The sequence below is a fragment of the Cyclobacterium lianum genome (genome assembly GCF_900143075.1).
Lineage (GTDB): Bacteria > Bacteroidota > Bacteroidia > Cytophagales > Cyclobacteriaceae > Cyclobacterium > Cyclobacterium lianum.
Genome location: NZ_FRCY01000010.1, coordinates 109,374 through 132,723 on the forward strand (window position 1 = coordinate 109,374; position 23,350 = coordinate 132,723).

Here is a 23,350-nt window from a genome sequence, read left to right on the forward strand (position 1 = left end):
TGAAGTTTTTTCCATTGCCTCATGGTATAGCTGTAGTCAAAAATGGTTTGCAGCGCACCATTTGCTTGGCTCACATCCGGATTTCATTGTGTATGAGTCAATCATCGAAATGCTCGTTACAGTAAAAACTAATACTTCAAGATAAACTCCTGCAGATTATCGCTGCGCTCCAGATCTAGCTTTTTGCGGAGGCGGTAGCGGGCGATTTCTACCCCCCGTACAGAGATGTTCATCAGGTATGCGATTTCCTTGGTCGAAAGGTTCATTCGCAGATAAGCACTCAGTTTGATTTCCTGAGGACTCAAATTGCCAAATTCCTTTTTGAACCGGCCCATAAAATCTCCGTGAACCTGATCGAAATGGATCTCGAACTGCTCCCAGTCCTTGTCACCCGCCATGTTTTTTTCTATTGTTTTGATCACTTTTTGGATTTCCTGCTTTACCTCCTGGTTTCTGCTTTTCTTTGTGATAGCGTTCAGGTTATTGCGTACATGATCGATAAAACCGTTTTTGGTGATCAGGTGCATGGTGGCAGATGCCAGCTCTTTGTTTTTGAGCTGAATGGCTTGCTTTAGTTTTTCCATTCGTAGCTTTTCAATCTCCCTTTGGCTGGTTTTCAATTCAGATTCCTTGGCCTCAATGGCCACTCTTGAAGCGGTTCTTATTTGTAGCGTTTTCTTCTGGTACCTTTTTTCAACGATTCGGTATGCCAGCAGCAGGCCTGAGAGCAGCAGCATAGCGTAGGTCAGATAGGCCAGTTTATTTCGATACCAGGGAGGCAGGACCTTGAAGGCAAAGCTGGCCTCGGGGCTGATAGCTCCATAGATATTCCTGCTTTTGGAATGAAAAACATAACTGCCTTCGCGCAGATTGGTATAGGCCTTTTCCGGCTTATCTGTCCATTCTCCATAATCTTCCTCAAAGCCCTCAAGCCAGTATTGGTAGCTCAGCTCATTTTCATTGTTTGGGCTGGCATTACTGCTCTCAAAGCGGATATTGGCACGCTTGTAAGGGATTTCTGGGGGATCAGAGGAGGAGTGATGCCGGTTTCCACCGAAAATCAGCGAGTCAGCAGTACCAGTAAGGTATGCCGCCCGGATCAGGGTCGGAAATACCGGTGGCTGGAAAGTATTTTCATTCAGATTAAAACGGATAAACCCTTCATTGGCGGCAAAAACCACCTCGTTACCTCTGAGAGAGGCTATATTCGGGAGATCATCATTCAACAGGGGCATTAAGGGGTTAAATATCTGGTAGTGTTTCTGATAGCTTCCGTCCACTTTTTTTTCCAGAACTCCCATTTCGGTTTCTCCGATAAAAAAAATATTGCCCATTTGATCCTCTAACAAATAGTGGATCAGGAAATCTGTGGCAAAATAAAGGTCAAAAAATGAATCCCTTTCAAAACGATCCTGCAATTCGTTGTAGCGAAATGCACCAGCCTGCGTGGTAAATATCAGGCGATTGTTCACTTTCCAGACATTGTTAAAGATATTGGAGGGTAGTCCCTCTTGAATGCCGTAGTACCGTACAGATACAGCCGTCAGGGTGGAATCCGGACGCAGTTTGTACAAGCCCTTGTAGCCATGCGCCACCCAAATATTGCCTTTGTCGTCCTGCTCGATGATTCTTCCGGACTCTTCAAATCCAGCTAATTTGCTGATATAGCTGACACCTTCCTCTGTAAGCTTATACAGGTGCAAGCCTTCGTAACTTCCTGCCAGAACTATTTCGGGATGGTTTTTCAGCCTCTGGAAATTCCAGATGCCTTCAGGACCAGAAATTTTTTCGGCCCGGTTGGACTTGATGACAAAAGCGCCGTCATTGTGGGCCACCATCAGTCTTCCCATTATGGATTTGATTTGATATACCTGGCCGTTGGTATTCGGGATCAGTTCCATGTGGCTGCTGCCGTCCGCCCGGCGTTGTTGGGCAAAGACACCGTTATTGGTGGCCAGGTACATGCTTTCCTGCTCGACAATAGCATGGTAGCCTGTTCCCGTGAGCCCTGAATATTGATTGATCTTGCCAAAGGGATAGCTCAGTTGGAGCATAGACAGGCCATTGTTGTGCCCTAGCCATAGATTACCTGACAGGTCCTCAAAAAGTGAAACGATTGAATTGTTATTTAATCCATTGTCTTTGTCCATGTGCATCAGTTGCCTGCCCTCCATGTCTGTCAGTACCAGGCCGGAAAGCTGTGTGGCAATGGCGATTTGGCCATTGCTGAGTCGCAATACCGCATTGATACTCAGCTCCGGCATTTCCATCCAGGGTTTAAGGCTACCTCCTGTCAGTTCGTATATGCCATCGTCTCGGGTAAAGATCAGGTATTTATTGGCACCTGTCGGCAGCAGGCCGGTAACCAGCCTGTCTGAAAATTCGGGGCTGACAAGCGAAAACGACCCGTTATCGAGCTTTTTCAGACCTGTTCCCCGCTCATTTACAAACAGGGTCTTATTGACAAAATGAAAGCTTTCAAATCCGGATTGGCTTTCGTGGGCAGATGACAATCGGAGCGATTGATCGAAAGCGAAAACCCGATCAGAGGTACAGAAGTAGATATTTTCGTTTCCCAGAAAAACCTTCCAAACCTCCTCCAGATTTTGGAAATTTTCAGGCAAAGAATCCTTTAATGACTGGTAGCGCAATTCACCATTATCAGCTGCAGTGAAGGTACCGAATTCTCCCTGTCCGGATACATATATGGTTCCGTTTTCACTCACCTGTACATGCCTCACTTTGGAACTATTGGGAAGTGAATATCTGCGCCAGGTAGTCCCATCGTGTACCAGCAATCCGTAATTGTTTGCGATATACAGCAAGCCGCTCGCATGCTGCGTGATTGCATAATTTTGGATACCTCCCTGGTATTCCTGACTGGAATAATACCTGGAAAACGGTAAATCCAGGGATTGCGGCTGCGCAGCACTGGTCAGGAGAAGTAGAAACGACAGCAGGTAAACGGTTCTCATGGGCTCAATGATAACATGGAGATGGCAATATAGTCAAATTAGGTATGATGTAATAACAAGCCTCACCAGCATGCATTGGCGTAGCATTGTCAAAATGCCTTTAGGAACGATAGAGAGCATTTTTATACCATGTCTGTAGGGTTTTTGTGAAAAGGGTAACTATGGGTTGATGTAGTATTGTTGTAGGGTTATTTTTCCGGATCAGGCTGCTGTTTATCAAATTTGGCGAGATGTAAATCCAAATTAATTCAAATGAAAAAAGTATTATTACTGTATTTTACCGTGTGTTTGTCCATGCTTGCGGCGGCGCAATCCAATGAGATTATTGGTACGGTAACGGACGAAACGGGGTTTCCGCTTCCCGGAGTAAGTATTCTCAAAGTGGGAACCAGTGTAGGGACAGTTACAGACATTGATGGGAATTTTTCCATTAACGCTGCAACCGGTGAACAGCTTCAGTTTTCCTTTCTGGGTTTTAAGGCACAGCAGGTAACTGTCGGAACGGCGCGCGAAATCAACGTGGTGTTGGAGGAAGACGTCTCCAACCTGGATGAGGTAGTCGTAATAGGTTATGGCTCTGCTACAAAAAGGGAATTGACGGGAGCTACCGCACAAGTAAAAGGTGAGGCGATTGAGAAAATGAACATGCCCCGCGTTGATCAGGCGCTTCAAGGCAAGATGGCTGGTGTGAATATCAGTACCAATTCCGGGGCACCCGGGGGTACATCGAATATCCGGATCAGGGGAATCGGCACATTTGGAGACAATGATCCACTGATTTTGGTAGACGGGGTCATTTATGATGCTGCAGGTCTTAATGCGTTAAATCCCAACGATATCGAGTCGGTGAATGTGCTCAAAGATGGTACCGCAGGCATTTACGGTGTCAGAGCTGCCAATGGGGTGATATTGATCGAGACCAAAAAGGGAAACCTGGGCAGCCGGCCAAGGCTTGATTTTAATGCCTATTATGGTGTGCAGGAAACTGCCCGAAAGCTGGACCTGTTAAATGCCAGAGAGTTTGCGATACTGAAGAATGAGGCCTTTGCCGCCGGTGGACAGGTCCCGCCATTCAACAATGTGGAGCTGGGAGAGGGCACAAACTGGCAGGACGCCGTATTTCAGGAGTCGCCCATTCAGGAGTACAACCTCACTGTCACCGGAGGATCGGAAAAGACTTCTTATTCTATCGGCGGCAGTTATTTTGCTCAGGAGGGTATCGTCGGCGGTCCGAAAGCTAATTTTGAAAGATACAACGCCCGGATAAATTTCACGACGGAAATTGCCCCAAAGTTAAAATTTACCAACGTGCTCCTGTTTACCAGAGAGCAAAGTAGCAGTTTGCCACAAGGAGGTATCGGCTCTGTGTTGTACAATACCATCAATGCCTATCCAACAGAACCTATTCGCGTGGGTGACAGGTATTCCTATCTGGAAAATGTCAATGACATCATCAACCCCCTGGCCCAAATGGAAAATGCCTACAACAATACCTATGTCAACAAGTTGGTAGGTAAGGAAGAGTTGGAATATGCCATCAGTGAGCATTTTACCTGGACTGGTAGGGTCGGATATAACTACGCCATGGTAGATGCCAAAACCTTTAACCCTCTGGTATGGTATGGACCGGGAAAATTTGCCAATTCGGCAAGGAATGAAAATCTGGATCCTGTGTTGGTAGACGTCGGAGGGCTTGAGATTGAGCGGGGAGCCAGTGTATTCGAATCCAGAAATACCTTCCTGGATTACAACCTGGAAACCTTTCTAAACTACAACAGGACCTTTGCCGAGCTGCACAGGGTAAAAGGGATGTTTGGACTCTCTCTGGTGGGCAATAGAAGTGAGGGGCTAAATGGCACCGGTTTTAACATTCCAAACAACAACCTGGATTTTGCAGATATTTCGGCCAATCAGGCTCCCGGCGGATTCTTAAATGGGGTAGGATCTTTTCAAAGTCGCCAAAGGCTTACCTCAGCATTTGTGAGGGGAGAATATGATTACAAGCAACGCTACCTTTTTTCTGCTATCCTGAGGAGGGATGGTTCTACCAATTTCGGCCCCAACAACAGAATAGGGTATTTCCCTGCCATTTCGGGAGCCTGGGTCATCTCTGATGAACCGTTTTTCAACGCCGGTGCCATTGACTTCATGAAACTAAGGACGAGCTTTGGCGTGTCAGGAAACGATCAGATTGGCCTTTTCCGCTACCGGGGATTACTCAATGGATCGGCTTCCTACGTGTTTAATGACCTGATTGTCAATGGTGCAGCGATAGGAAACACCAGCAATCCCGAGCTGAAATGGGAAACTACCTATCAAACCAACATAGGGTTAGACTTTTCATTGTTTAACAACCTGGACTTTACCGCTAATTATTTTATCAAGAATACCAAAGACCTGCTCTTCCAGCCTGATGTGTCCGCTCTTTTAGGAGCCTACGGACCCGGAGGTGCCCCTCCGGTGATCAATGCCGGGGATGTATTGAACCGGGGGGTGGAGCTCGAGCTGGGCTATGCCAGCAACAGGGAAACCGGTGTGAATTTCAGTGCCGACTATAATGTCACCTTCTTAAAAAATGAGGTTACTGCAGTGCCGCAAGGATTTGAATTTATTCCAGGTGCTGGTTTCAGTGTAGGTGGTAACGTGGCCAGTAGGTTTCAGGAAGGATTTCCCATAGGCTACTTTATCGGCTACCAGACCGACGGTATTTTCCAAACGCAGGAAGAGATAGCCTCAAGCCAGGTAGCACAGCCAGGAGCTCAACCCGGGGATTTGCGGTTTGTAGATCAGGACGGGGACGGTACGATCAGCTTTGGCGACGATGCTGACCGCACCCAGATAGGCTCTCCTATTCCAGACCTGATTATGGGATTCAACTTTACGGCGGATTTCAAGGGTTTTGATATTGGCGCCAATGTTTATGCCGCGTTGGGTCAGGAGATCATCCGAAACTACGAAAGACAGCAGCCATTTGCCAATCAACTTTCCTACACGATCAACAGATGGACCGGACCGGGAACAACCGACACGCATCCAAGACTGACTACGGGAGCTACCCGGAATAACGTCTTTTCAGATTACTTCGTGGAGGATGGTTCCTTTATGCGCCTTCGAAATGTGCAGTTTGGCTATACCCTTCCGCAGGAGATAGCCGGGAAGCTCGGAATGCGGTATTTCCGTTTTTACCTGGCAGCCAATAACCTGATTACGCTGTCCAGGTACCAGGGCTTTGACCCTGATGTGGGCTCGGGAAATCCATTGTTTGCTGGTGTAGACAACGGTATTTATCCTCAGGCAAGAACCTTTATGGCTGGTTTAAATATTAAATTCTAAATACAATGAAAAAAATATATAAAGGAATACTTATCCTTACTTTGGGGATGGTCTCCGCATGCGATAGTTTGTTGGATATAGACCCTGAATTTACCCAGGATGCAGAAAACTTCTTCAATACGCAGGAGGATTTCGACAGGGCCATCATCGGTGTGTATGACATGATGCAGCCTGCCTACCTCAACATGTGGATCGGAGAGATCGCCTCTGACAATGCTATTGCGGGAGGAGAAAGCGTCAATGATTCCAGAGGATTACACGAAATAGAAAACATGAGCCATGGTGGGGTAAATGAAGAACTCAGGGCTGTCATGCGTGTGAATTATACCGGTATTGCCCGGGCAAATTATATTTTTGAAAATCAGGACAATATTGATTTTGACGGCAAAGCGCTTATTCTCTCTGAAGCAAAATTTATGCGGGCCTACTTTTATTTCAACCTGGTCAACTATTTTGGTGATATGCCTCTGATTGTAGACAGAAGGATTTCCATCAATGAAATCACCAGCGCCGAACGTACGCCCATGGCTACGATTTATGCACAGATCGAAACAGACCTGGAGGAGGCAATTGAAGTGCTGCCCTGGACAGTAAGTGAGACTGGCCGTCTGACCAAAGGAGCTGCCATGGCACTGCTGGGAAAAGTGCTGCTATACCAGGATAAGTACGCAGAGGCGGCTACCGTTTTGGGAGAGCTGATCGACGATAACCAGGCGGGGTATGCACTGTTTGATGACTACAGTACCCTATTTTACAATGAAAACAGGAATGTGGCAGAGGACGTTTTTACCATTCAGTTTAGCGGATTACAGGGCGGAGATTACGGCTGCCTGGTCTGTCTCAATGGCAATGCGGCGGTAGGTTTTCAGAGTATCCGACAGTACAACGGTCCGCTTTATGCAGACGGTAACAGTTATAACCTGCCGACGCAGGATCTTTATGAGGCTTTTGCGGAAGGAGATATCCGCAGAGAAGCCACCGTTCTGGATATCGAAGCATTTATCGCTGCTCAGCCAAACCCGGATGAAATCACCTACGCCATCGGAGGTGGAGGGCATACCGGCTATTACAACAACAAGTACATCAAAAGGCTCAATGAACGAGGACTGCCGGATGATGATTTGACCAGTCCTTTGAATTACAGAGCGATACGCTGGGCGGATGTTTTGCTAATGGCAGCAGAAGCCTTTCAAAGATCAGGAAATGACGGGAGGGCACGGACAGAGCTCAACAAAGTGCGGGAGCGGGTTGATATGCCGGAGATCAACAGTAGTGATGAGGCACTGTATCAGGCTATTCTGGACGAAAGAAGATTTGAACTCTCCGGCGAAGGGCTCAGATTTTTTGATCTGGTCCGAACGGGACAGGCTGCATCAAGGATCAGCGGCTTTGTCTCAGGTCAACACGAAATCTTTCCCATACCCCAGGTTGAAATTGACCTGGCGGGAGGTATCTGGCAACAAAATCCAGGATATTAAACAGTAAATCCCATGAAAAAATACATCAATTATATCAGGTTAATGCTGCCATTACTATTTATGGCGGCATGTATAGAGGAATATACGCTGGAAGAAGCCCCTCCAACACAGGAAGATGCTGATTTTAGTTTTGAACCTACTGCAGAAAGTGACAATATTCTGCAGTTTACCGCTGCCAATGATTTTTTTATCATGAATTGGGACTTGGGAAATGGCAGTTCGGGCTCGGGAAAGACAGTTACCGGTACCTTTCCCACGGCAGGTACCTATACCGTTTCTTTGACTGTTTTCAATGCCGGAGGAAGTGTTACGGTAAGTAAGGAAATAGAAATCGCCGAAACAGATCCACTCCTGCTGGACAAACCCTTGTATAACACGCTGACCGGTGGTGCCGATGCGGCTGAAGGAAAGACATGGAGGGTTGATGCAGGTAGGGCCGGGCATTTTGGTGTTGGACCCAACCCCTCACAGGCAGGGGATTTTCCTGAATGGTATCAGGCCCAGCCCAATGAAAAAGAGGGATCCGGCATGTACACAGACCGATACACCTTTTATCTGGCTGATTTTGCCTTTGACATGGAGACCGATGGACTCGTATACCTCAATGCGGCGCAGGGAGCTGAATTTCCGGGAGCTTTCGATCCGGGTGTAGGAGATCTTTCTGCCCCCTATGAGGCGCCGGAGGACCTCAAGTGGAGCATAGCAGAACCAGAAGGCGCTTATCCGGAATTGACCATCTCTCAGGGAGGATTTATAGGTTATTTTGCGGGTGGCAGGACGTACCAAATGGTTGTAGTCGAAGAAAATGAAATACTGCTGCGCTTCGTGGATCAGGCCAATACTGATCTGGCCTGGTACATCAGGTTGATTCCGGAAGATTTTGTACCGGAGGAAGAGGCCACGCCTGAACCAATAGATCCGGGTACACTCAGCCTGGCAAGTCTGGTAGGCGATGGTACCAAAACCTGGAAACTGAAACCTGCGGTCGGCGCATTCGGAGTGGGCCCTGCGCCCGGAAGTGATGAATTTTTTCCCAATGGACAGGACATTTCGGCAGATCGCGCCTGCTTGTTCAACGATAGGTTTACTTTTCAGGAGGATGGTGTTTACACCTACGATCCGCAGGATGATATCTTTGGGGAGGGCTATATGGGACTTGAAGAAGAAGGATGCCAGCCGGTAGCTAATCTTGACGGAACTCCGGGGGAGTTCTGGGGAGCCGGATCCCATCAATTCAGCTTTTCTGAAGCTACGGATACCGAAAATGCCAGCATCACCGTAAGCGGAACCGGAGCGTTTATTGCATTGCCCAAGGCCTTTAATGGTGGTGAATACCAATCCGGTCCACCCGCTGAAGACCGGGCGGTTACCTATGAGGTGATTGGCTACACCAACGAGGATGGTGTTGAAGAACTGACGATTACCATCGATATTTCAGATTCCGGTTCGGTATTCTGGACCTTCGTACTAATCCCTGAGACTGAATCATGATGCTTATGTTGGTAAAAGTAATCCAGATATTGTCCCTTGTGCTTACCCTATTTTCGGCAAGCAGTTGTAACCAGGCGGAGGAGGAGCCGGAAGTGCTCCTGCCGCAAAACCTGGAGGTGAGTCTGGAAATCGGCGAAAATGGACAGGTTCAGGTAATGTTTACTGCCGATAGAACCAATTTTTTCCGGGTTGATTTTGGTGGGGAAAACGATGTTGCTGAGCGGGTAGACGGAAATGCTGCCAGTAACCGCTATACAAATCCGGGTGAATACACCATAACCGTACAGGCGCATGCTACCGAAACGGATTTTATCCGGGAAGAGGTAAGTGTAAGCATAAGCGAACAGATGTTGGGTCTGGGATTTCCGGAAACCGGATTTACCTCTCCGATGACCTATGAGGGCTATGAAATGGTTTGGAATGATGAATTTGAGGGCCAGAGCTTGTCTGCCGATTGGGTTTTTGAGACGGGAGACGGTTGTCCCAACCTCTGCGGTTGGGGCAATAATGAACTGCAGTATTACCGTCGGGAGAATACGAGGCTGGAAGGCGGTTATCTGGTAATTACGGCCCGGGAGGAAAATATGGGAGGAAAAAACTATACTTCTTCCCGTATCAAAACCCAGGGGAAGCAGAATTTCCAATTTGGGCGTATCGATATTCGGGCTGCCTTGCCTCAGGGACAGGGTATCTGGCCAGCTTTTTGGATGTTGGGTGAAAATATCACAGAGGTGCCCTGGCCTGCTTGCGGAGAGATCGATATCATGGAAATGATCGGCGGTAACGCCGATGGCAGAGACAATACTGTCCATGGTACCCTGCACTGGGACAATAACGGCAGCTATGCTTCTGATGGCGGAAAGCGATCCCTTACCGATGGGGCTATCCTGAAAGATAATTTTCATGTTTATTCCCTGATCTGGGAGGAAAACCAAATCACCTGGTTGCTGGATGATGAGGTATTTCATACCATGGACATTTCTCCTTCAGCCATGAATGAGTTCAGGGAGCCTTTCTTTTTGCTGATCAATATGGCAGTGGGAGGTAACTGGCCCGGAAATCCTGACGCCAGCACCCGCTTTCCGCAGCAATTGGCCGTAGACTATGTACGGGTTTTTGAGCGGGAGTAGGTTTATTTGATGGCCCGATAGTTTTGAAAAAAGCGGTATCTTGAGATGCCGCTTTTTTGTTTGCCTGACAGTTCAGATATTTGATTTTTTTTAAACCCGGTTAGGTTGTTGTCAAAGAATGCAAATTCCATAATCTTTGTTGGTACGTCTATCCTTTTTATGGTTAAGAAACAGGAACGATATCTGGAATTAAAGGCATTGAAGAGGGCTTGCATTAGCTAAACGACACTTTTCTTCCTCGTCATGTGTACGTAGCAGGACGAAACAGGTCCTTTTAAAAATATCTCGCCAGAAAATCCAAATGACCTCATAGGCACTTTTATGCCTTATATGGTTTAAAAAACAGGAATCATAATTTAGGCAGAAACCTTTCACTTCCTATTGCCGCCCTGCAAACTCATTACTGGCGGCATCCAGAAAATCGATAAACTTCTGAATATCCGTCTCGTAGGCAATCGGGCTTACCAAAAGTTCTTCGTCATGATCCAGGATCACATAATAGGGTTGGGCATTGTTGTTGAATCGGGTGATCTGAAAGTCTGCATTCTGTTTGCCTATAGTCCTTTTGACTTTATTATCATAGCTGGAAGTGTACCATTCCGATTCGGGAAGTTCATACCGCTCATCGATATACAAAGCCACCATCACAAAATCTTCCTTTAACCGTTTCAAGACCCTTGGGTCCGACCAGACCCGTGCTTCCATCTCCCTGCAATTGACGCATCCGTGTCCCGTAAAATCGATAAAGAGGGGTTTGCCTTGCCTTCTGGCGGCGGCCAGGGCCTGGTCATAGTCAAAGTAGCCCTGGATTCCATGAGGAAAATGAAGAAAGTCTGCATATTTGGGTACCTCGTCCAGACTTTGGTCGGAGGAAAGCGAGTTTTCTCTGCTGATCTTTACGAGGTCGAAATCATGCGAGGATAAGGGTGGAAGGTACCCGCTCAGGGCCTTCAGGGGAGCGCCCCACATCCCCGGAACCATGTACAGCACAAAGACAAAGGTAACCATGGCCAGGAGCAGTCTGGGCACAGCCAAATATTCCATGGGGCTGTCGTGTGGCAAGCGCAATTTGCCCAGCAGGTACACACCCAGTAGCGCAAATATGACAATCCAAATGGCCAGGTATATCTCCCTGTCAAGGATACCCCAGTGATATACCTGATCTGCAATGCTCAGGAACTTGAAGGCCAGGGCCAGTTCGAGAAAGCCCAGCACGACTTTCACCGAATTGAGCCAGCCACCGGATTTTGGCAGGGAATTGAGCCATTCCGGAAAAATAGCAAACATGGTAAATGGAAGTGCGAATGCGAGAGAAAAAGCAAACATGCCTAAAATGGGTTTTAACAATGCTCCGCCCGCAGAACTGATCAGTATGGAACCCACAATAGGCCCCGTGCAGGAAAACGATACCAGTACGAGCGTAAACGCCATGAAAAAAATACCAATCATGCCGCCCTTGTCCGCCCTGGCATCGATCTTATTTACGAATCCGGTGGGCAGATTGATCTCAAACAAACCCAGAAAGGCCAGGGCAAAGAAAATGAATATGGCAAAAAAGAAAACGTTGGGTATCCAGTGTGTGGATAGCCAGTTGGCAAATTCCGGACCCTGAACCCCGGCCACGATGGTGCCGGCTATGGTGTAAATGGCAATGATAGAAAATCCGTAAATAAAGGCATTTCTAAAGCCCTGAATTTTGGAATTTGCCCTTCCTGTAAAAAAGGTGACCGTCATTGGGATCATGGGAAACACACAGGGAGTAAGCAAGGCAGCCAGGCCGGCAAGAAAAGCTATTATCAAAAATCCAATCAGTGACTCTTCAGGTCTTTCCAATGAAATTTTATCTTCAGATCCTCCCGAGTCTTGCGGACTGTCAAATAAGGCGGCATCTGTCTTGTCCGCCTGGGCCTGCTGCGCCGCAGCTGCGCCCAGGGCAATGCTGAATTCTTCCTGATAATTGATACACTGATTGGTAATGTCCGAACACATCTGATATTCCAGAGTGCCCTTGATCAATGCATCGGGGGATTCAATCAGCAGTTGCTGCCTGAATTCTCCTTCTTTCTCGAAATAGGTCACCTCCCCTTCCCAGATTTCCTCATATTTTGTTTTCGGATCAATGGCTTTCAAGCCACCCACAGTATTCAGACCAGTGGTGTCTTCCCACACGATTTCTGTGAGCAGGGGGCCCAGGTCCGGATCAAAGTCATTGGAATAGATGTACCAATTGACGGGAATTTTAGCTTTGAATACCAGGCTAACCTCCTCACCGGGTTTTGGCTCAGGAGTATCCAGGGCAATATCCCATTGCGGGGGAGAGATGACCTGGGCCTGAAGACCATGGGTGAACAACAGGAGAAATAACAGGACGATTTTGTTCAAATGCATTATTGAAATTTTGTTTCCTCAATGAACCAATACCATTTGCTAATAAAAAAACCTGCTGATAAGTTCCTGATTGGCTTCAATAAGCACTAATCCTTATTATTTCTTGTGCTGTAGCTGAAAATGTTTGAAGAACAAAGCGATCGTCTCGATGCCTTTAAAATAATTATCCAGCCCATAATGCTCATTGGGAGAATGAATGGCATCTGTATCCAGCCCAAAACCCAGCAAAATGGGGTCCAGGCCAAGCACTTTTTGAAACAATGCAGTAATAGGAATGGAGCCTCCTTCCCGGGTAGGAATCGCTTTTTTGCCAAAAGCATCCATGATGGCCGCCTCTGCTGCCCTGTAGCCGTGAGAATCTGTGGGTACGACGGCCGCCTGTCCGCCGTGATGAGGCACTACCTTTACCTTTACTGCGGGGGGGGCAATGCTTTTGAAGTGGTTTTCAAAAAGCCTGGCAATGCTTCTGTGGTCCTGATCAGGTACCAGGCGCATGGAGATTTTGGCTGAAGCCTTGGAGGGAAGTACCGTTTTGGCCCCTTCCCCTATGTAGCCACCCCAAATGCCATTTACATCCAATGTGGGTCTTATGCCCACCCGCTCAATGGTGGTATATCCTTTTTCTCCGTAGGTTTCTTTGATATCCAGCTTTCTTTTAAACTCACCTTCATCAAAAGGAGCCTGATTCAATTTGTCCCTATACTCCTTTCCATATTCCCGGACCTGATCATAAAAGCCGGGAATGGTGATATGGTTGTTTTCATCGTGCAGCGAGGCGATCATTTTACAAAGCACATTAATGGGATTGGCAACTGACCCGCCAAAGGTGCCGCTATGCAGGTCCTTATCGGGCCCGGTAACTTCCACCTGCATGTAGGCGAGTCCCCTTAAACCTACCGTCACAGAGGGATGCTCCAAGGAGATCATGGAGGTATCGGATATCAGGACCACATCCGCGGCAAGTTTTTCCTTGTTTGCCCGGACAAAGATGTCCAGGTTTTCGGAGCCTACTTCTTCCTCTCCTTCAATCATGAATTTTACATTACAGGAAAGCTCACCACCGGCCAGCATGGCCTCAAAAGCTTTGACATGCATGAAAAACTGCCCTTTATCATCGGCAGCGCCTCTGGCAAAAATGGCTCCATTGGGGTGCAGACCAGTTTTTTTGATGACTGGCTCGAAAGGAGGTGAATCCCACAATTCCAATGGATCTGCTGGTTGCACGTCGTAGTGTCCATAGACCAATACAGTGGGTGCTCTGACATCTACGATTTTTTCGCCATAGACGATCGGGTACCCTGCAGTCTGGCAAATTTCAGCTTTGTCTACACCCGCCTCTTCCAGACTCTTTTTAACATATTCCGCTGCATTGAATACCTCCTTCCTGTAGGCAGGGTCTGCACTGACCGAGGGTATCTTCAACAGTTCCAACAGTTCTCCCAGAAATCTCTCCGAATTTGCTTCTATGTATTGTTTTAATGGCATGCCCTTTCCTTGCTTGATGTGAAAACCGAAATTAAAACATTTTAAAGGATTTTCGCCCCTTAAAGTTTGAAATTTACAAGCTTGCCATTATTGTTGGACAGCATGTGTTTGGGGACCACGTGCTGGATTTCTTCAAACAGCAGGTTCACCAATTTTTGCTTCAAAAAGCTCCGGGTCAGAATAAGACTCACTTCCCGTGTAGGCGCATCTCCTGCAAAAGGGCGCAACCGGCCTGATTCCTCTTCTCTCAGCCCATCGGTGGCCAGTTCAGGCAGGAGGGTAATGCCCTTATATCGGTTTACCATATTTTTCAGGCCTTCCAGGGAGCCACTTTCATAATGAAAATTCATCCGCTTGAATTTATCCTGATCGCAGAGATTGAGTACCTGGTCCCGAAAGCAATGGCCCTGCTGCAATACCCACAGGTCCCCGGCCATGATATCGGAAACGGCAATTTCCTTCCGGGTAAGCAGCGGGTGGTTTTTTGACAGGTAGGCAAAAAATTTCTCGTAAAAAATCGGCTTTTCTACTATTCCAGGCTCCTGTAGTGGCGTGACGACCAGGCCAATGTCCAATTCGTCATTCTTAAGTTTTTTAAGGATATCCTCGGTCACCATTTCCTGTACCTGTAGCTGTACCTTGGGATATTTTTGCAGAAAATTCTGTATAAATAGCGGTAGGAGATAGGGCGCTAAGGTAGGGATCACACCCATCTTAATCAGTCCGCTGACATCGCCTTTTAATTGGTAAACCAGTTCAAATATACCTTTACTTTCCGAAACCACTTTCTTGGCCTGCCCTATGATTATTTCACCGATCTCTGTGGGGATTACAGGCATTTTTGACCGGTCGAAGATAATGATGTCCAGCTCTTTTTCCAGTTTGCTGACCTGGGCACTGAGGGTAGGTTGGGTGACAAAGCATGCTTCTGCCGCCTGGCCAAAATGGCGGAATTTTTCTACGGCCAAGATGTACTCGAGTTGTTGAATGGTCATTTTCCTACGGATGGGATGTGCTCCTTTTTTCCGGCATAAATATAAAAACCTTTTTTCTTTTATTTAGATTTGTTTTAAATAATGCCTAATTTTGTTTCAAAATCAAGGAAGATCATGAAGAACTATAGAAACATATTTGCTTTGGTGTCACTTTTATCCATCGTAAGCTTCTCCTGTACAAGAAACGAAGGCGAGGAAGTGAATGTTTATACGCACAGGCATTACGATGCCGATCAGCAATTGTTTGATGCTTTTACTGAGGAGACGGGGATCAAAGTCAATGTAGTCAGTGCAAGTGCTGATGAGCTGATCCAGAAGCTGGAATTGGAGGGAGCAGGCTCCCCGGCTGACGTACTGTTCACGGTCGACGCAGGCAGGCTTCACAGGGCGAAGGAAAAAAACCTGTTGCAACCTGTAACATCTGAAATACTGGAAACGAATATTCCTTCTAAATTTCGTAGTCCGGAGGGCTTGTGGTTTGGACTTACTTATAGGGCCAGAATCCTTGCCTATCACAAGGAGCGTGTCAATAGGGATGAGTTGGACAGCTACGAAAGCCTCACGAATGAAATGTGGAAAGGGAGAGTGCTCACCAGATCATCCGAAAACATTTACAACCAATCCCTGCTGGCTTCTCTGATCGTCGCGCATGGCGAGGAGGCTGCAGAGGAATGGGCAGCTGGTCTGCTGGAAAATATGGCGAGAGATCCAAAAGGTAGCGACAGGGATCAGGTAAAAGCTGTAGCCTCCGGAGAGGGAGATGTGGCCATAGTGAATAGCTATTATATAGGCATCATGCTGAACGACCCCAACGAGGAAACGGTAAAGGCAGCCCGGCAGGTTGAGGTTTTCTTCCCAAACCAAAATGACAGGGGTACGCACATCAATGTTTCCGGAATCGGGGTCACCCGGCATGCTCCGAACAGGGACAATGCGATCAGGCTGATTGAATTTTTATCGGAGGAAAAGTCTCAGGAAGTACTGGCCAATGTAAACTACGAGTATCCTGTGAATCCCCGTGTAGCGCCATCCGAACTGCTACAAAGTTGGGGAGAATTCAAGGCGGATGACATCAATCTTTCGCTTTTGGGAGAAAACAACAGTGAGGCGGTCATGATTTTTGACAAGGTAGGTTGGAATTGATCAGGGCAATTGAATAAAGGGCAGGTACTGAATTTGTGGAAATAGCCGGAAAAAGGATTTATTGGTGGAACAACTGGATGGCCGCCAGCTTGCTGCTGCTGTTTTTCATTGCTGCACCCTTGCTAAGTATTTTTGTAAACCTGTTTAGCGCACCGGGAAGCAGTTGGAGCCACCTGACAGAAAATTTATTGGTAGGGTATCTTCAGAACACGCTACTGTTGCTGGCGGGTGTAGCCCTTTCCACGTTTATTCTGGGTGTGTCGCTGGCCTGGATTGTTACCAATTATGAGTTTCCCTTCAGAAAGCATTTTGAGTGGCTTTTGATTCTGCCCCTGGGTTTTCCCGGATACATCATGGCCTATACCTATACCGGCCTGCTGGACTATACCGGCCCACTGCAGACTTTCCTACGAAACCAGTTCGACATACAGGTAGTCGGAAGTATAGTGGATATCATGAATCTCCCCGGGGCTGTCTTTATACTTTCGATCACCCTTTTTCCCTACGTATACCTTCTGTCTCGTGCCTCTTTTTTGCAGCAATCCCGCACATTCCAGGATGCCGCCGCGTTGCTTGGGAGTAGCAATTGGTATAGTTTCACAAAAGTGGCCTTGCCGATGGCGCGGCCCGCAATCGTCGGAGGGATTGCACTCGCAGCAATGGAAGTATTGAATGACTACGGCACGGTCAAGTATTTTGGGGTAGGCACGTTCACTACCGGGATTTTCAGGTCCTGGTTTTCTATGGGAGATGTCACTACAGCCATCTACCTGGCAGCGATTCTCATGTTATTGGTGTTTTCCATTTTATACCTGGAAGTGCTGCAAAGAGGAAAAAGGCGTTTTTCGCCTGTCAATTTTATCAATAAGCCTACGACCAGGCAGCAGCTTTCGAAGTCAAAAACCTGGCTGCTGACAGCGACGTGTTTTTTGGTATTTCTGGGCAGTTTTTTTATTCCGTTTTTACAGATTTTGCACTGGGTTTGGATCAGCTATGAAAGCTCATTGAATTCCGGCTTTTATTTGCTGGTTCTGAGAAGTTTCGGTCTGGCGGCAGGCTCTGGTTTAGCTGTTGCCCTAATTGCAGTGGTTTTGCTGTATAGCTTACGCCTCAGCTCGTTTAGCTGGTTCAGGAGTCTGACCAAAATAGGTACGATAGGCTACGCTATTCCCGGAGCAGTGATCGCCATAGGGATTATGATCCCGGTGCTGAGCCTTGATCGTTGGGTCTTTGCTGACACGGGGCAATTGATGCTTTCCGGCTCGGTGTCTGTACTCCTGTTCGCCTATGTGGTGCGGTTCATGGCGGTCGGTTATCATCCCCTGGACGCTGGCTTTCAGAAATCCGGCATTCAGGTCAACGAGGCCAGCAGGCTATTGGGACACAATAGCTGGAAGACATTGCTGAAAATTGAATTGCCCCTGGTCAGGGCGAGTTTTTTTAGTGCCATCTTGTTGGTTTTCGTAGATGTTTTAAAAGAATTACCCTTAACTTTGATTTTAAGACCGTTTAACTATCATACCCTGGCGACCAAAGCTTTTGATATGGCCACTAACGAAATGATAGCCGAATCGGCCAATTCAGCGCTGATCATTATCCTCACCGGGATATTTCCCATAATATTTCTCAACAGGGTGATACGGAAAGCGAACATGTAAACGAAATCATATACTTTTGAATGGGTATACTCAGGCTGCAGGGCATAGCAAAACAATATTCCAAATCTGAGGAGTATGCGGTAAAAAACATTTCATTGGCTGTAAATGAAGGGGAAATTCTTGCGTTGGTAGGCGCAAGCGGCTCTGGCAAAACCACCCTGCTGAGATTGATTTCTGGTCTGGAACATCCCGACAGCGGGGCCATCGTTTTGGCTGGGAAGGAATTGGTGGCGAAAAACCGCTCGGTACCGGCAAACAAACGGAAGGTAGGCATGGTGTTTCAGGATTATGCACTTTTTCCGCACCTGAATATACTTGAAAATGTCTGCTTCGGCATCCGGGAATCCGGCAGGGAGGCGGAAAAACTGGCCCGGGAATCATTGGATTTGGTGGGGATCACCGACAACCTCAGAAAATATCCCCATCAACTTTCGGGTGGACAGCAGCAGCGAGTCGCTTTTGCCAGAGCAATTGCACCAAATCCGGCAATATTACTTTTAGATGAGCCCTTTAGCAATCTCGATGCCATGTTGAAAGACCAGGTTCGGGAGGAAATGAGACAGATCATCAAACGCACCGGCATCACAGCCATTTTTGTTACCCACGATACCAGAGACGCACTTTCTACAGCAGATCGGGTGGCGATACTCCACAAAGGTCAGCTGCAACAGGTAGATACTCCCCGAAACCTGTACGAAAGACCGGTCAATTCCTATGTGGCCAATTTTTTTGGCCGCAGAAATCAAATCCTGGCCACTGCTACGGAAGATGGTTTTTACTCGTCCTTCGGCTTTATCGCTGACGAGAGATCCAGGTCCTTTCAGAACAAGGTAAGGATACTTTTCCGACCTGAGGAAATAAGGTTTAAAAAAAGCCTTAAGCAGGCATTAATTGGTACCGTACTCCACAGTGCTTATTTCGGGGACCATCAAATGGTGAAGTTGAGCGACGAATCCGGAAAATTTATATATGTAAGGGCCAGCCCGTCCCGCCATTTTGTGATCGGAAGCAGTGTTTTTTTTACGATCAGGTCTTTTAAAGCCGAAGATGCTTATTAACGGTTTGCCAGACTAAGCTATTATACCGTTTTAAAGTGAAAATTCTGCACTTCCCGCATTTTTCATGCGAATTGTTCTAGCACCTAAAGGTCCTGCGTTTTAATATGAAGGTATTATTGATTAAATTTATTTTAACCAAAACTACATGTACCCAAACCTATATCAATATGATCCCTGTTAAATCGTATACAAATTCGGTGAAATCTTTCATCCCGGCATTTATCTTCCTTCTGCTTCTCGGATGTGGTGGGAGCAATGACAGCTCCGTAAATAAAGAAGACATTCAGTCTGCCGAAGCCGCATTTTTCAGTCCTGATCCAAAAGTGGTGGAAGAAAAACCGGTGACGACCCTGGCCATAGGGGAACAGGCCCCGGATTTCAGATTGCCGGGAGTGGATGGGAAATACCACGAACTTTCCGACTACGCCGATAAGGAGGTTTTGGTCATCAATTTTACCTGTAACCATTGTCCTACAGCACAGGCCTATGAAGAACGATACAAAGACCTTGTAAGCGAATACAGCGATAAGGGAGTACAGTTTATTGCGATCTCTCCCAATTCCCCTATAGCAGTGTTGCCCGAAGAATTGGGCTATACCGATTTAAACGACGATTTTGAGAGCATGAAAATCAGGGCGGAGGAGATGAATTATAACTTCCCCTACTTGTATGATGGTGACGAACACCATTTTTCTACCGCCTATGGTCCTACTGCCACCCCCCATATTTTTGTGTTTGATAAAGATAGAAAGCTAAGCTACCAGGGCAGGATCGATGCTTCCGAAAAACCGGGTACAGGGCAGGCGGAAGATGCCAGATATGCGATAGAAAGAACGCTGAATGGAGAACCGCTACCTTCCGACAGGGCCAGCACTCCCGCTTTTGGCTGCTCTATCAAGTGGGCCTGGAAAAACGAATATACTTTAAAGGTCAATGAAGACTGGAAAAAGAAGCCGGTAGACCTGAATAAAATAAGTCTTGAGGATCTCGATAAGGTGCTGAAGAACGATACCGATCAGTTGAGGCTGGTCAATTTCTGGGCGACCTGGTGCGGACCCTGTATCGTAGAGTATCCCGAGTTCATCGAGATCCAGCGCATGTATGGAGACCGGGACTTTGAATTTGTATCGGTAAGTCTCGATAATCCTGAAGCTGAAGACAAGGCCTTAAAATTTCTACGGAAGAAATATTCTGCCACTACCAATTACCTGGTAGATACCGACGACAAGTATGCCATCATTGATGTGGTCCAAAACGAATGGGACGGGAGCCTGCCCCTGACATTATTGATAGAACCGGGTGGGAAGGTATACTATAAGGTGCCGGGAACCATAGACCCGCTGGCATTGAAGAGAAAGATTGTCGACCATCCCCTGATTGGCAGGTATTATTAGACGATAAGCTGACCTGTACGCTGGTGTATCCCGATAGTAACTGACCTGAGCAGAATGCAGACCTGGATCAGCACAGTAGTCCACATATTCAATATGCAGGCTGAAGCTGCTGATTCATACTGAAATTTCCCGTCATAAAAAAGGAAGCAAGAAATAGCCTTCTTTTTTTGGTACAACCTTCAGAGATCAACTGAAGTCTTCATCTTCATCTTCATCCAGACCCGGAGCCCCCAGGTCAAACATACTACTGAAGAGGTCTTTAAATTGCATGCCGGTATCCAACAGTTTTTTACTGAGCTGACTGTATTCTGCAAGCCCATGCAGTGCAAACTCCATGTAAAATTCCTTTTCTTTTTCAGGCAGGGTTTCTACAAACTGGGTCGTAATTTTTTCAAGTCCAGGGACATCATGAAGTGCTTTTTTGTATTCTTTGTCCGTCTGGCTGGCCAAAACATCCAGGCTGTTGCCTTCCCCAAACCAGGAAAGGGGCAGTACATAAGGATTGCCTTCTTTTTCTTTCTTTTTTTGTTCGGGTGATGGGAAATATTGTACGAATAGGTTTCTGATCGCTTTGCCTATCAGATTGTAGGCCACCAGGCCGGCTCCTTCCTGCTCTCCTTCATATACCAGCTCCACCTTTCCCGTGATCGCAGGAATCACGCCAATCAGGTCCACTATCCGGACGATGGTGTTGGTTTCTCCATTGAGATACAGTCGCCTTTCTGCAGCCGAAATCAGGTTTTCGTATGCCGATATAGTCAATCTGGCAGAAACACCACTTTTCTCATCCACATATTCGCTATCCCGGGCTTCAATGGCTATTTGCTCGATCAGGTCCTTCATCAGCTCAGGTACGTGGATTTTTTCCAGCGGCTTGCCTTCAAGACGGGCTTCCTGGGCTGTGATTTTTCTACCGATTTCGATGTTTTTTGGATAGTGTGTGATGATCTGGCTTTCTATCCTGTCTTTAAGGGGTGTGACGATACTTCCCCTATTGGTATAATCCTCAGGGTTTGCTGTAAAGACAAACTGTATATCCAGAGGCAGCCTGAGCTTAAAACCCCGGATTTGGATGTCCCCCTCCTGTAGTATATTAAACAGAGCGACCTGAATTCTGGCCTGTAGATCGGGCAACTCGTTGATCACAAAAATAGATCGGTGGGAGCGCGGTACCAGGCCAAAATGAATGACCCTTTCATCATTGTAGGAAAGCTTCATTGTAGCGGCTTTGATGGGGTCTACATCTCCTATCAGGTCCGCTACCGAAACGTCGGGTGTGGCTAATTTTTCCGTATACCGGTCTTCCCTGGCCCACCAATGAATTGGCGTGTCGTCACCCTTCTCAGCGATCAATTCTCTGGAGAAAGTGGAAATCGGTGCCATGGGATCGTCATTCAGCTCTGCCCCCTTCACAGTAGGTACATAATCGTCCAGGAGCAGGGTCATCATTCTGGCAATCCTTGTCTTGGCCTGCCCCCTCAATCCCAGCAGGTTAATGTTGTGCCTGGACAGGATAGCACGTTCAATATCCGGGATTACGGTGTCTTCGTATCCCCATATTCCTTCAAAAACATTTTCCTTGTTTTTTATTTTGTCGATAAGATTGTGTCTGAGTTCTTCTTTGATGGTTTTTGGGATATAGCCGGTGGCTTTTAGCTGACCAAGAGTTTTTATTTTCAGTATATCCCTGGTAGTCATCTTTGTGTATTCCATATTTTAAAAACGTTTGGTTCGGTTTCTCCTGTAATCTTCGAAAATCAAATGACCCAGGCCTTTGAGGTTGCTGTAATAGGCGTTTCCATTGTTTACCGTCGTAAATTCCCTGACAAATTCTTTGAGGTAGGGGTCTGAGGCGATCATAAAAGTAGTTACGGGAATTTTTAATTTTCTGCATTGGGCCGCCAGTTTCAGGGTTTCTTTGAGGATTTTACTGTCTATTCCAAAGCTGTTTTTATAGTATTTGATACCTACTTTCATGCAGGTAGGCTTTCCGTCCGTGATCATGAAAATCTGCTTATTCGGATTTTTTCGTCTGCGCAGCAGATCCATGGCGAGTTCAAGCCCCGCCACAGTGTTGGTGTGATAGGGGCCTACCTGAAGGTAGGGGAGGTCTTTGATTTCGATTTGCCAGGCATCATTTCCAAATACAATAATGTCCAGGGTATCTTTGGGATACCTCGTCTTGATCAATTCGGCAAGCGCCATCGCTACTTTCTTTGCTGGTGTAATCCGATCCTCGCCGTATAATATCATGGAATGGGAGATATCGATCATCAGCACGGTGGAGGTTTGCGTGCGCATTTCTCTCTCCACCACCTCCAGATCATCTTCAGTGAGTAAATAATCACCGGAAAGGCCGTGATTTGCCTGGGCATTGCGGAGGGAATCCGTCAGTGCTATCTGGTCCAGGTTATCGCCAAACTGAAAAGGCCGCCGGTCTGATCCTTTTTCCTCACCAGGTCCGGTATGGGTGGTTTTGTGCTGTCCGCCTTTTCCTTTTTTTAACTTTCCAAATATTTCCTCCAGGGCACTTTTCCGAATGGTCTGTTCAGATTTACCGGTTATCTTGAGTTCTCCCTTCCCCTGTTTCTCATCCAGGTAGCCCTTGCTTTTCAAATCTTCGATAAAATCACCAATTCCGTAACCTGGTTTGGTCATGTTATACCGTTTGTCCAGATTGGAAAGCCAGCTTAATGCCTCGGCTACGTCTCCTCCGGTCATGGTGATCAACTGTAAAAATATATCCAGGAGCTGTTCGAAGTTGTCCTTATCCGGATCTTTCCGGGGAACGAATTTGGTGAATCTAAATCCTTTCATATGTC

General features: G+C 47.0%; 14 protein-coding genes. 8 read left to right on the forward strand and 6 right to left on the reverse strand.

The window, feature by feature from the left end; translation table 11 throughout:
* Window positions 1-128 precede the first annotated feature (128 nt).
* Window positions 129-2,975 (reverse strand): ligand-binding sensor domain-containing protein, encoded by a 2,847-nt coding sequence (locus tag BUB19_RS16115; protein WP_073095621.1) that lies wholly within the window; start codon window positions 2,973-2,975, stop codon window positions 129-131.
* 252 nt (window positions 2,976-3,227) lie between these two features.
* Here BUB19_RS16115 and BUB19_RS16120 point away from each other — a divergent pair, with 252 nt between their 5' ends.
* Genes BUB19_RS16120 through BUB19_RS16135 form a run of 4 tightly spaced genes read left to right on the forward strand, consistent with a single transcriptional unit; the run spans window position 3,228 to window position 10,407 of the window.
* Window positions 3,228-6,308, forward strand: coding sequence for a SusC/RagA family TonB-linked outer membrane protein (locus BUB19_RS16120; protein ID WP_073095623.1), 3,081 nt, complete (start codon window positions 3,228-3,230; stop codon window positions 6,306-6,308).
* A gap of 5 nt (window positions 6,309-6,313) precedes the next feature.
* Window positions 6,314-7,786: a RagB/SusD family nutrient uptake outer membrane protein gene (locus tag BUB19_RS16125; protein ID WP_073095625.1), complete on the forward strand. Its 1,473-nt coding sequence runs from the start codon at window positions 6,314-6,316 to the stop codon at window positions 7,784-7,786.
* A 12-nt stretch (window positions 7,787-7,798) separates the two neighbouring features.
* The gene (locus tag BUB19_RS16130; protein WP_073095627.1) at window positions 7,799-9,277 is read left to right on the forward strand and encodes a PKD domain-containing protein; all 1,479 of its coding nucleotides are present in this window, start codon (window positions 7,799-7,801) and stop codon (window positions 9,275-9,277) included.
* A gap of 5 nt (window positions 9,278-9,282) precedes the next feature.
* Window positions 9,283-10,407 (forward strand): glycoside hydrolase family 16 protein, encoded by a 1,125-nt coding sequence (locus tag BUB19_RS16135; protein ID WP_317041594.1) that lies wholly within the window; start codon window positions 9,283-9,285, stop codon window positions 10,405-10,407.
* A gap of 378 nt (window positions 10,408-10,785) precedes the next feature.
* Here BUB19_RS16135 and BUB19_RS16145 read toward each other — a convergent pair whose 3' ends face one another.
* From BUB19_RS16145 to BUB19_RS16155, 3 genes are all read right to left on the reverse strand, one after another.
* Window positions 10,786-12,795, reverse strand: coding sequence for a protein-disulfide reductase DsbD family protein (locus BUB19_RS16145; protein WP_073095631.1), 2,010 nt, complete (start codon window positions 12,793-12,795; stop codon window positions 10,786-10,788).
* A gap of 96 nt (window positions 12,796-12,891) precedes the next feature.
* Window positions 12,892-14,280 carry a dipeptidase gene (locus BUB19_RS16150; protein ID WP_073095633.1) on the reverse strand — a complete coding sequence of 463 codons (1,389 nt, stop codon included), beginning with the start codon at window positions 14,278-14,280 and terminating at the stop codon, window positions 12,892-12,894.
* A gap of 59 nt (window positions 14,281-14,339) precedes the next feature.
* On the reverse strand, window positions 14,340-15,275 hold the full coding sequence (locus BUB19_RS16155) for a hydrogen peroxide-inducible genes activator (protein WP_073095635.1): 936 nt from the start codon (window positions 15,273-15,275) through the stop codon (window positions 14,340-14,342).
* Between the two features lie 114 nt (window positions 15,276-15,389).
* On the opposite strand from BUB19_RS16155, the gene BUB19_RS16160 reads away from it, so the two are divergent.
* The 4 genes from BUB19_RS16160 (at window position 15,390) to BUB19_RS16175 (ending at window position 20,528) form a co-directional block, all read left to right on the forward strand.
* Window positions 15,390-16,418: a Fe(3+) ABC transporter substrate-binding protein gene (locus tag BUB19_RS16160; RefSeq protein WP_084097375.1), complete on the forward strand. Its 1,029-nt coding sequence runs from the start codon at window positions 15,390-15,392 to the stop codon at window positions 16,416-16,418.
* A 35-nt stretch (window positions 16,419-16,453) separates the two neighbouring features.
* Window positions 16,454-18,076: an ABC transporter permease gene (locus BUB19_RS16165; RefSeq protein WP_245802875.1), complete on the forward strand. Its 1,623-nt coding sequence runs from the start codon at window positions 16,454-16,456 to the stop codon at window positions 18,074-18,076.
* A gap of 20 nt (window positions 18,077-18,096) precedes the next feature.
* Window positions 18,097-19,134, forward strand: coding sequence for an ABC transporter ATP-binding protein (locus BUB19_RS16170; protein ID WP_073095639.1), 1,038 nt, complete (start codon window positions 18,097-18,099; stop codon window positions 19,132-19,134).
* Window positions 19,135-19,331: 197 nt separating this feature from the next.
* Window positions 19,332-20,528: a redoxin domain-containing protein gene (locus tag BUB19_RS16175; protein ID WP_245802876.1), complete on the forward strand. Its 1,197-nt coding sequence runs from the start codon at window positions 19,332-19,334 to the stop codon at window positions 20,526-20,528.
* Between the two features lie 186 nt (window positions 20,529-20,714).
* Here BUB19_RS16175 and BUB19_RS16180 read toward each other — a convergent pair whose 3' ends face one another.
* On the reverse strand, window positions 20,715-22,241 hold the full coding sequence (locus BUB19_RS16180) for a P-loop NTPase family protein (RefSeq protein ID WP_073095641.1): 1,527 nt from the start codon (window positions 22,239-22,241) through the stop codon (window positions 20,715-20,717).
* Between the two features lie 3 nt (window positions 22,242-22,244).
* The gene (locus BUB19_RS16185) at window positions 22,245-23,345 is read right to left on the reverse strand and encodes a vWA domain-containing protein (RefSeq protein WP_073095643.1); all 1,101 of its coding nucleotides are present in this window, start codon (window positions 23,343-23,345) and stop codon (window positions 22,245-22,247) included.
* Window positions 23,346-23,350 lie beyond the last annotated feature (5 nt).

What these genes read in the sequence shown, in the direction of transcription:
- BUB19_RS16150 (WP_073095633.1), bottom strand. Translation starts at nt 14,280, where the DNA reads ATGCCATTAAAACAATACATAGAAGCAAATTCGGAGAGATTTCTGGGA.
- BUB19_RS16135 (WP_317041594.1), top strand. Translation starts at nt 9,283, where the DNA reads ATGTTGGTAAAAGTAATCCAGATATTGTCCCTTGTGCTTACCCTATTT.
- BUB19_RS16130 (WP_073095627.1), top strand. Translation starts at nt 7,799, where the DNA reads ATGAAAAAATACATCAATTATATCAGGTTAATGCTGCCATTACTATTT.
- BUB19_RS16185 (WP_073095643.1), bottom strand. Translation starts at nt 23,345, where the DNA reads ATGAAAGGATTTAGATTCACCAAATTCGTTCCCCGGAAAGATCCGGAT.
- BUB19_RS16170 (WP_073095639.1), top strand. Translation starts at nt 18,097, where the DNA reads ATGGGTATACTCAGGCTGCAGGGCATAGCAAAACAATATTCCAAATCT.
- BUB19_RS16125 (WP_073095625.1), top strand. Translation starts at nt 6,314, where the DNA reads ATGAAAAAAATATATAAAGGAATACTTATCCTTACTTTGGGGATGGTC.
- BUB19_RS16155 (WP_073095635.1), bottom strand. Translation starts at nt 15,275, where the DNA reads ATGACCATTCAACAACTCGAGTACATCTTGGCCGTAGAAAAATTCCGC.
- BUB19_RS16160 (WP_084097375.1), top strand. Translation starts at nt 15,390, where the DNA reads ATGAAGAACTATAGAAACATATTTGCTTTGGTGTCACTTTTATCCATC.
- BUB19_RS16115 (WP_073095621.1), bottom strand. Translation starts at nt 2,975, where the DNA reads ATGAGAACCGTTTACCTGCTGTCGTTTCTACTTCTCCTGACCAGTGCT.
- BUB19_RS16120 (WP_073095623.1), top strand. Translation starts at nt 3,228, where the DNA reads ATGAAAAAAGTATTATTACTGTATTTTACCGTGTGTTTGTCCATGCTT.
- BUB19_RS16145 (WP_073095631.1), bottom strand. Translation starts at nt 12,795, where the DNA reads ATGCATTTGAACAAAATCGTCCTGTTATTTCTCCTGTTGTTCACCCAT.
- BUB19_RS16180 (WP_073095641.1), bottom strand. Translation starts at nt 22,241, where the DNA reads ATGGAATACACAAAGATGACTACCAGGGATATACTGAAAATAAAAACT.